Source organism: Mesorhizobium sp. M1E.F.Ca.ET.041.01.1.1 (assembly GCF_003997355.1).
Lineage (GTDB): Bacteria > Pseudomonadota > Alphaproteobacteria > Rhizobiales > Rhizobiaceae > Mesorhizobium.
This window is the reverse complement of record NZ_RZSL01000632.1, coordinates 1-3,245: the sequence shown is the minus strand read 5'-3', so window position 1 is coordinate 3,245 and position 3,245 is coordinate 1. Positions and strand designations below refer to the sequence as shown.

The 3,245-nt window shown below is 62.4% G+C and carries 2 protein-coding genes; both read right to left on the bottom strand.

Annotated features, from left to right (window positions below; genetic code table 11):
• A partial coding sequence (locus tag EOA38_RS31650; protein ID WP_145966155.1) for a pilus assembly protein occupies positions 1-1,898 on the bottom strand: 1,898 nt, incomplete at its 3' end.
• A gap of 23 nt (positions 1,899-1,921) precedes the next feature.
• Positions 1,922-3,245, bottom strand: a 1,324-nt coding sequence (locus EOA38_RS31645; RefSeq protein ID WP_127301071.1) for a hypothetical protein, incomplete at its 5' end; no start/stop codon positions are given.

The window sequence follows — 3,245 nt, the reverse complement described above, 5'->3', positions numbered from 1 at the left end:
TTCCAGAGCAGCTTGGCCGGCTTGCTGGGGTCGGCCGGATCCTTGCGGAAGCGGGAGTCGGACGAGCAGGCCTTGAGCGCATCCATCGCCTTCTTGTCGTCGGCATCGGTCGAGGACATGTCGAGGGCCACCGTCATCACCATGATGTTGCCCGCCTTGGCGTTGTCGCACAGCTTGGCCATCTGCTCGTTCATCGCGGCGGTATAGTTGCCCGACGTGTAGTTGAACTGACCGATGTCGCTCGACGTGCCGCCGAACAGGCGGGTGACCGAGGTGCCGTTATAGCCGACGCCGGTATAGCCGTAGGCGGCGTAGGTCGACTTGTTTCCGGCCGGGTCGGAACTCACCGTCGAATAGGTGTTCTCGCCGTCGGTGAGCACGATGACGACCTTGTCGTTGCCGCGTTCGGTCTCCAGCCTCCCTTCCGTGAAGGGCTCCGCGCTGGAGACGGTGCGCCAGCCCCAGGCCATGCCTTCCGGAACGTTGGTGTTGCCGTTGGGAACCATCAGGTCGATCGCCGCCTTGATAGCGGCGAGCCCGTCCGCATTGGTGACGTCGGTGAGCGGCGTGATCGGGGTCGTGGTGCAACTGTAGTTGGGACCGGCGCCCTTGCTCAGCACCGGCGCATTCATCGGCCGCGGCTGGAAATACTTGGCCATATTGGATTGCCTGGTCTTGCCGGTGGTGCTCGACGGCTCGTCGTTCCACCAGCTGTTGGCGGCGCCGTAGGTCACCGGCTTCGGCTCGTCAGGGTCCTGGGTCACATACCAGTGGTTGCCGGGCTCGTCCGGCGCGAACATCGGCACGAACATGGTGGCGGGGTCGCCTTCGCCGGTGCCGGTGTTGTTGGGGCTGCCCGAAGCCGGCGTGTCGTCGACATTGTAAGGATAGGGCCGCACCTCGACGCATCCCTGCCAACTGGCGAACGGGCCGTAAGTGTCGACATAGTCGTATTCGTCATGGCTGCGCTTGCAGGTGTGGTTGTCGCGGTATTCGTCGCAGACGACGCGCTTGCTGCCGGCGATACGTTCGTGGCTGGTGACGACCTTCATGTCGCGGTAGAGCTCGAAGCGGGTCAGGATCTGGCCTTCCTCCGCGCCCCAGCCGGTGCCTTTCTTGTACCAGATGCCGTTGATCTTCTCGGCGTGTTTGTCGGACGCGCTCAGCGTCGACCAGTCGAAATTCTCGTTGGCTATCGGTGACAGGCCGTAAGTATCCATCCACGGGGCGTTGTCGTTCCGCGGTCCGACATTGACCGAGGCGGCGAAAGGCACGAGGCTGAACTGGACGGGCTTGTCGATCTGCTTGATCTGCGCCGCCTGCTGCGCCAGCGTGTCGACGAGCTGCTTGGCGGCCTGCTTGAGCAGGTCGATGCGCTTCTGCCCGGTGCCGGTGCCTGCCGTCGACATCGAGCCCGAATTGTCGAGCACCATCGCCACTTCCAGCGTGTTCTTCAGCCGCACCTGGGAATTCATGTCGAGCTTGACCGGCTTGTTCGCGTCGGCTTCGCTCACGCCGACGAGCAGTGCCGACGCCGGATAGAAATAGGGGTGGTAATTGAGTGTCGCGCTCATGGTCAGCAAGCCGCCGCCGGCCTGGTTGCTGGGCAGCGTGACATCGAGCGATACGTTCGCGGGATCGATGTTGTTGAGGTTGGCATTGAAGAAGTCGACCGCATAGGCCTTGATCTGGTCGTCCGTCGCGCCCTCGGCAAGTCGCCGCGCCGCGGCGAAGTTGGCGGCGTCGAGTGCGTTCAGCACCATCTGCTTCTGGCGGTTGAGTTCGCTGAAGTCGACGGCCAGCGCCACGGCGCCCATCAGGGGCACCATGGCGATCGCTGTCACCAGGGCATAATTGCCGCGCCGGTCACGGCAAAATCGACGCCAGAATTCGCGCATCTTGGTAGTTGCCCCCTTTCGGATCAGCTGACGATGCGCAGGTTCGACAATTCGTTGCCGATCGCCTTGAAGTCGTCCGACAGCGTGGCGCCGGTCGAGTTCCAGAACAGCTTCGCCGGCTTGCTCGGATCGTTCGGATCCTGGCGGAAGCGCGAATCGGACGAGCAGGTCTTCAACGCGCTCATCTGCGCGGCCTCGGTCGTATTGCCGGCATCGAGGTCGAGCGCGATGGTCATGACGATGATTCCAGCCGCCTTGGCATTGTCGCAAAGCGTGGCGAAATGCTCGCTCATCGCCTTCGTGTAGTTGGCGTTCGAATAATCGGTCTTGCTGACGCTGCTGCTGGTGCCGAGGAACGGGCGGCCATAGGAGTAGGTAGTGTTGTACGGCTTCACATAACCCAGGGCCGAGTAGGTGGATTTGGCGCCGGCTAGGTCGTTGGCTCCCAATGAGTTTGGCGTGTAGTAAGTGTTCGCGCCGTCGGTGAGCACGATGACGACCTTGTCGTTGCCCCTCTCGCTTTCGGACCGGCCATCGGTGAAAGGTGCGGTGCTGGAAAGGGTCCGCCAGCCCCAGGCCATGCCTTCCGGCACGTTCGTGGCGCCGACATCGACCATGGCATCGATGGCCGTCTTGACCGCGCTCGCGCCGGCCGTGGTGGAGACATCGGTCAGCGGCGTAATCGCAGTGGTGGTGCAACTTGTATTCGGTCCTGCGTCCATCCCGTAGGCAAGGGTGACTCCGGTACCTGGACTGAAATATTTCGGCATGTAGCGTTGCCGTTCCGCGTCCGTGCCTGTCGACATATCGACATGCCAATTGCTGTAGGCGGGGCGCCAAGAGCCATCGTTGTTGTCGGTTTCGTCTGGAGCGAACATCGGCACGAACAATGTCGCAGGGGTCGCCGTGGAAGCGGCGGTGTCCTGGATATTATAGGGATATGGCCGCGATTCAACGCAACCGCCCCAACTCGCGATGCTGGCATAGGTTGCTGGTGATGTCGTGGTCGTGCAAACCCTATTCCAGCCCGTGCCGGTGCATGTGGTCGTGGACGTCGTTGTTGCCACGCGCTGCATCTGCTTGTAGAGCGACGTGCGCGTCAGTTCCCGGTCCTTTTGGGTCGCGTCCCAGCCGGTTCCGCGTGCGTACCAAGCGTCGCCGACCTTCTCCGCATATTTGGTCGATCCCCAGGGCGACGCCGTCTGGCTCATCGTCGTCCAGTCGAAATTCTCATGATGGATGGGCGAAATCCCCTTGGGATCCATCCAGCTTGCATATTCATTCGCCGGGCCGACATTGACCGAGGCGGCGAACGGGACGAGGCTGAACTGAACCGGCTTGCTGACC